The 5,941-nt window shown below is 69.9% G+C and carries 7 protein-coding genes; 6 read left to right on the top strand and 1 reads right to left on the bottom strand.

Features of this window, described 5'->3' with window-relative positions:
- A partial coding sequence (locus VHK87_RS05985; RefSeq protein ID WP_329633987.1) for a caspase family protein occupies window positions 1-870 on the top strand: 870 nt, incomplete at its 5' end.
- A gap of 1 nt (window position 871) precedes the next feature.
- Here the strand turns inward: VHK87_RS05985 and VHK87_RS05980 are convergent.
- Window positions 872-1,729 carry an NAD(P)-dependent oxidoreductase gene (locus VHK87_RS05980; RefSeq protein ID WP_329633986.1) on the bottom strand — a complete coding sequence of 286 codons (858 nt, stop codon included), beginning with the start codon at window positions 1,727-1,729 and terminating at the stop codon, window positions 872-874.
- 87 nt (window positions 1,730-1,816) lie between these two features.
- Between VHK87_RS05980 and VHK87_RS05975 the strand changes: the two genes are divergently transcribed.
- From VHK87_RS05975 to VHK87_RS05955, 5 genes are all read left to right on the top strand, one after another.
- A complete protein-coding gene (locus tag VHK87_RS05975; RefSeq protein ID WP_329633985.1) occupies window positions 1,817-2,716 on the top strand; it encodes a flagellar motor protein MotB in 900 nt (299 codons plus the stop codon).
- Window positions 2,717-2,787: 71 nt separating this feature from the next.
- Window positions 2,788-3,549, top strand: a complete 762-nt coding sequence (locus VHK87_RS05970) for an arginyltransferase (protein WP_329633984.1) — start codon at window positions 2,788-2,790, stop codon at window positions 3,547-3,549.
- 43 nt (window positions 3,550-3,592) lie between these two features.
- Window positions 3,593-4,162: a TetR/AcrR family transcriptional regulator gene (locus VHK87_RS05965; protein ID WP_329633983.1), complete on the top strand. Its 570-nt coding sequence runs from the start codon at window positions 3,593-3,595 to the stop codon at window positions 4,160-4,162.
- Window positions 4,163-4,253: 91 nt separating this feature from the next.
- A complete protein-coding gene (locus tag VHK87_RS05960) occupies window positions 4,254-5,243 on the top strand; it encodes an aldo/keto reductase (protein ID WP_329633982.1) in 990 nt (329 codons plus the stop codon).
- A gap of 72 nt (window positions 5,244-5,315) precedes the next feature.
- Window positions 5,316-5,941 (top strand): chromosomal replication initiator DnaA (locus VHK87_RS05955; protein ID WP_329633981.1); only part of this gene is annotated, 626 nt, incomplete at its 3' end.

Genomic DNA, 5,941 nt, shown 5'->3' with positions numbered 1-5,941 from the left:
TTCCTGATGAGTTCAGTTCTGCAGGAGTGCGGGTTCCCGCCGGAGACCATCCGCACATGCCTCGACAGGCGCGCCGACACCGAGGGCATCCTCAGCCGTCTGCGCTGGCTGCTGGACGAGACCGGACCCGGGGATGAGCTGGTCTTCTACTTCAGCGGCCACGGGGCCCGGATCCCGGAGTACGGGGAGTGTTTCGAGCCGGACCACCACGTCGAGGCCCTGGTCCCCTGGGACTTCGACTGGAGCCGGGAGAAGGCGATCACCGACGACCAGATCTACTGCCTCTACGCCCAGCTGCCCTACGAGGCGCGGCTGATGATGATCTTCGACTGCTGCCACTCCGGCGGCATCCACCGGGACGGCGCGGCGCGAGCCCGGGGGATCACCCCGCCCGACGACGTGCGCCACCGCGAGCTGAAATGGGATCGCAAGACCCAGATGTGGGTCCCCCGCGACTTCCGCCGGATCAACGAGAAGTTCACGCGAGAGAAGGACGTCGCAGTCAGCTACTTCGGCCAGTCGGGGACCAACGAGCGCCTCGGGCGCGCCGGCATGCTGCGCGGCCTGTCGTCGGCTCAGTACGACGCGCTGAAGAAGGTCGACCCCGAGATGGCCAAGGGCCCCTACCTGCCGCTGATCATCGAGGCCTGCGGCGAGGAGCAGCTCTCTTACGAGTACCGCCACGGCGCCACCAGCTACGGCGCTTTCACCTACAGCCTGGCCAGCGTTCTGCGGCGCGAGCGCTCGATCAGCTTCACAGACCTGGTCCGGAAGACCCGCGAACAACTCGCCGACCTGCAGTACGACCAGGTTCCGCAGATACTGGGGCCCACGGCGGTCATGGAGTCGAAAGTGCCGTTGCTGCGGTGACCTAAGGCCGCTCCAGCCGCGCCACGAGGCTGGAGGTGTCCCAGCGGTTTCCGCCCATCGCCTGGAGCTCGGCGTAAAAGCCGTCCACGAGGGCGGTCACGTCGAGCCAGGCGCCGTTGGATTGCGCCTCCTCGAGCACCAGGCCGAGGTCCTTGCGCATCCAATCGACGGCGAAGCCAAAGTCAAACCTGCCCTCGCTCATGGTTTTCCAGCGGTTGTCCATCTGCCAGGACTGGGCCGCGCCCTTGCTGATCGCCTCGTAGACCTCAGCCGGGTCCAGCCCCGCGCGCCTGGCGAAATGCAGCCCTTCGGCCAGGCCCTGCACCAGGCCCGCGATGCAGATCTGGTTGACCATCTTGGTGAGCTGGCCTGAGCCTGGCCCGCCCATCAGCCGCACAGCCTTGGCGTAGGCGCCGATGACCGGTTCCGCCTTCCCGAAGGCCGCCGCATCGCCGCCGCACATGATGGTCAGCTGGCCGTTCTCCGCGCCCGCCTGGCCGCCGGAGACCGGCGCGTCGACGAAGGCCCGTCCGCTCTCGCCCGCCAGCGCGGCCATCTCGCGGGCCAGCTTGGCCGAGGTGGTGGTGTGGTCGACGATCACCGCGCCGGGAGCCAGCGCCGGCAGCGCCGCCTGCACCACCTGCCGCACGTCGTCGTCGGCGCCGACGCACAGGGCCAGAATCTCGGCGCCCTCCGCCGCCTCGGCGACGGTGGCGCCGGCCCGGCCGCCGTGCGTCTCGACCCAGCGGGCGGCTTTCTCAGGGCTGCGGTTGAACACCGCCACCTCGTGACCGGCCCGCACCAGGTGCCCGGCCATGGGAAAGCCCATCACCCCCAGGCCTACGAACGCCGCCTTCATCCAGAGCCCTCCGCGATCACCGCATCTTAACGCGGCTGATTCACCATGAGCGCTCTCAATAGGCGTTGCGCAGAAGGGCGTGGAGTCATGGCGGTCGCAGAAGGCCCGATCATCATCAAGAGGGTGAAGAAGGGCGGCCACGACGGGCACCACGGCGGCGCCTGGAAGGTGGCCTACGCCGACTTCGTCACCGCGATGATGGCCTTCTTCCTGCTGATGTGGCTGATCAACACCACCAGCCCCGAGCAGAAGCGCGGCATCGCCGACTATTTCGCCCCCGCCTCGGTGTCCGAGACCACCTCCGGCTCGGGCGGCATCCTCGGCGGCAATGCGCTGGGCGAGGACGGCTCAAAGTCGTCGGGCTCGCGAGCGGTGATCGAGGACCTGGCCCCCGAGGCGGCCACCCCCAGCGAGGGCAAGAGCACCGAGGCCGGCTCGCCGGCCGAGGCAGCGTCCACCGAGGCGCTGCGCGAGGAGCTGCAGCGCCGCGAAGCCGCCGCTTTCGCCTCGGCCGCCCAGTCTCTACGCCAGGCGCTGCAGGAGATGCCCGAACTCGCCGAGCTGTCGAAGCACATCCTGATCGACCAGACCCCGGAGGGCCTGCGCATCCAGCTCGTCGACCAGGAAGGCCGCTCGATGTTCGCCGAGGGCGCCGCCCAGCCGAACGACCGGGCCAAGCTGCTGCTGCGCGCCGTCGCCAAGATCATCAACCAACTGCCCAACCGGATCAGCATCTACGGCCACACCAGCGCCAACCTGAACCTGACCAAGAGCGAAGGCGACTGGCAGCTGTCGGCGGCCCGCGCTGACGGCTCGCGCCGGGTGCTGCAGGGCGCCGGGGTCGACCCCGACCGAGTGTTCCAGGTCTCCGGCAAAGCCACATCCGAACCACTTTATCCCGACGATCCCACGCTGGCCGGAAACCGACGCATCGCCATCGTGTTGCTTCGGGAGGCTCCGGTGCTTCCGGCTGACGCAGGGCTGTGACGCGGCGCTTGCGCGATGCCGCGGCATACCGCCTAATCCAGGTCTATCCGAGCGAGGCGCATCGTAAGTCCGTGACTCAGCACTTCCCGACGCGGCAATTGAGGTTCTTTCTCACCGCGCCCTCGCCCTGTCCCTATCTGCCCGGGCGGCACGAACGGAAAGTGTTCGCCCACCTGCCGCTGTCGGACGGCGCCAGCGTCAACGACAGCCTGACCCAGGTCGGCTTCCGCCGGTCGCAGAACATCGCCTATCGCCCGGCCTGCGAGTCCTGCTCGGCCTGCGTCTCGGCGCGGATCCCGGCGGCCGACTACCTGTTCTCGCGCGGCGAGCGGCGCACCCTGGCGCGCAACGACGACCTGGAACGCCACCTCGTCGAGGCCGAGGCGACCATGGAGCAGTTCGACCTGCTCCGGCGCTACCTGCTGGCCCGTCACGCCGAAGGCGGCATGGCCGAGATGACCTGGCCCGACTATGTGGCCATGGTCGAGGACACCGCCGTCCGCACCCACATCATCGAATACCGCCTGCGCTCGCAGGACCGCGGTCCCGGCGACCTGGTGGCCTGCGCCCTCGTCGACCTGATGAGCGACGGCCTGTCGCTGGTCTACAGCTTCTATGACCCGACCATGTCGCGCCGCAGCCTCGGCTCGTTCATGATCCTGGACCACATCATCCAGGCCTGCCTGACCTCCATCCCGTACGTCTACCTAGGCTACTGGGTGCGGGGGTCGGAGAAGATGGACTACAAGGTCAAGTTCTCGCCCATCGAGCTGCTGCGGCCGGAAGGCTGGACGCTGATGTCCGCCCGCGACGTCCCGGCCCGAACGGGCTGAGCCGCGCCTTGACAGGGCCGCGCGCCCGGCTGCCTCTCACCCGATGCTGACCTCGATCCGCACGACCAAGGAGAAGCTGCTCCGCGCGGCCCTCATGCTGGTGGCGCGCGACGGCTTCCAGGCCGCGACGACGGCGGCCATCGCCGACCTGGCCGGCGTCGCCGAGGGCACCCTCTACCGGCACTTCCCGTCGAAGGACGACCTGCTGATCGAGGCCTACCGCCGCCTCAAGGCCGAGGTGTTCGAGGCGATCAGCGACCAGGACGATTCCGCCGCCCCGCCTGGAGAGCGGCTGAAGCGGCTGTGGCGGGCCCTGTTCGACGCATACCGTGCCGATACGGAGGCCTTCATGTTCGGCCAGCGCTTCGGCGAGTCCGCGCTCGCCCGGCGCGAGGGCGGCGCGGCCCACGAGGCCATCGCCGGACGCCTGGGCCAGATCGCCCGCGCGGGCGTCGCCGCCGGCGTCTTCAAGGATCTGCCGGGGGACCTGATCTCCAACTTCTTCTTCGCGCCCGTCGGCTACATGCTGAAGGCCGAGCTCGCCGGCCGAACGTGGAGCGACGCCGATCTCGAGGCGGCGGCGCAGGCGGTGCTCGACAGCTGGAGCCGCTGAGTTTGCGTTGACCGAACCCGGGTCTCGGGCGTAAAAGGTCATAAATGTGAGTGAGCACTCACATCACCCCTCCAACTCAAGGAATCCTCCCATGATCCGTCGCGAGATCGGCCGAACGGGCCGTCAGGTGAACGCCATCGGCCTCGGCTGCATGGGCATGTCGGTGGCCTACGGCGAGCCGATGGCCGAGGCGGACGCCGTGCGCCTGCTGCACCAGGCGCTGGACCTGGGCGTCGACCACTTCGACACCGCCGAGCTCTACGGTTTCGGCGCTAACGAGAAGCTGCTCGGCGCCGCGTTCCATGACCGGCGGGAGAAGGCCTTCATCGCGACCAAGTTCGGGCCGGTGGGCAACCTGGCGGACCGTACGGTCCGCGGCGTCGACGGCTCGGAAGCCAACGCTCGCCGGGCCATCGAGCAGTCCCTGCGCTACCTGCAGACCGACTATGTCGACCTCTACTACCTGCACCGGCGCGACCCGGGCCGCCCCATTGAAGAGACCGTGGGGGCGATGGCCAAGCTGGTCCAGGAGGGCAAGGTCCGCGCCATCGGCCTCTCCGAGGTCAATGCCGAGACCCTGCGCCGAGCGCAGGCCGTCCACCCCATCGCCGCCGTGCAGTGGGAGTACTCGATCTTCACCCGCGACCTGGAGCGCGAGGTGCTGCCCCTCTGCGAGGCGACAGGCGTCACCGTCGTCGCCTACTCGCCGCTCGGACGGGGAATGCTGACCGGCGCCTTCTCACGAGACGCCCGGCCCGGGGCCAACGACTGGCGCGCGCTCGTCTCCCCCAGGTTCAAGGGCGAAGCCTACGAGGCCAACCTGGCGCTCGTGGAGGAGATCGGCGCGCTCGCTTCGGCTCGCGGCGTAAAGCCGGCCCAAGTCGCGCTGGCCTGGGTGCTGGGTCGCAGCGAGCGGGTGGCGACCATCCCCGGCACCACGCGCCTGGAGAACCTGAAGACCAACCTGGCCGCCGCTGAGGTGACTCTGACCGCCGACGAGCGCGGGCGGCTCGACGCCCTGGCCTCCAAGGTCAAGGGCGAGCGCTACGACGAGAACGGGATGCAGCTGGTCAACGCCTGACCCGCCCGGGGAGACGGCGGGGCGCGCCCTTGCTAGGGTGCGCCCCGTGTTTTCCCCCCGACAGCATTCCCAATGGCGCAGCAGTTACGGCTGACCCTGAAGCGGCGGGTCGCGCAACGGCGCGAGGACTACGTCGTCGGCCCCTCCAACGCCGCCGCGGTGGCGGTGCTCGACGCCTGGCCGAACTGGCACGGCGGCTGCCTGGCCCTGGTCGGGCCGGAGGGCGTCGGCAAGAGCCATCTGGCTGAGGCCTGGGCGGCCGGCGCCGGCGCGGTGCGGCTGGACCGCGAGGACCCGGATGTGGCCGCAGCCGCCGGCCGACCGGCGCTGGTGGAGGATGTCGACCGCGGGGTCTCCGAGGAGGCGCTGTTCCACCTGATCAACATGGCTGGCCGCGAGGGCGGCGGCCTGCTGCTCACCGCCCGCACCCCGCCCGCCGGCTGGCCGGCCGCCCTGCCCGACCTGCGCAGCCGGCTCAACGCGATGCCCGTGGCGCTGGTGGAGGAGCCCGACGACCGGGTGCTCGAGGCGGTGCTGAAGCGACTGTTCGCCGAGCGGAGCATCCGCCCGTCGGACGACATCTACCCCTACCTGCTGCGGCGGATGCCGAGGTCCGCGACTCACGCCCGGGAGATCGTCCGGCGACTGGACGAGGCGGCGGACGAGCGCCAGCGGCCGGTCTCGCGCGCCCTCGCCCG

Source organism: Phenylobacterium sp., from assembly GCF_036263695.1.
Lineage (GTDB): Bacteria > Pseudomonadota > Alphaproteobacteria > Caulobacterales > Caulobacteraceae > Phenylobacterium.
The sequence above is the reverse complement of the archived record's forward strand: the minus strand, read 5'-3'. Positions and strand labels throughout refer to the sequence as shown.

What these genes read in the sequence shown, in the direction of transcription:
- VHK87_RS05980 (WP_329633986.1), bottom strand. Translation starts at nt 1,729, where the DNA reads ATGAAGGCGGCGTTCGTAGGCCTGGGGGTGATGGGCTTTCCCATGGCC.
- VHK87_RS05965 (WP_329633983.1), top strand. Translation starts at nt 3,593, where the DNA reads ATGCTGACCTCGATCCGCACGACCAAGGAGAAGCTGCTCCGCGCGGCC.
- VHK87_RS05975 (WP_329633985.1), top strand. Translation starts at nt 1,817, where the DNA reads ATGGCGGTCGCAGAAGGCCCGATCATCATCAAGAGGGTGAAGAAGGGC.
- VHK87_RS05960 (WP_329633982.1), top strand. Translation starts at nt 4,254, where the DNA reads ATGATCCGTCGCGAGATCGGCCGAACGGGCCGTCAGGTGAACGCCATC.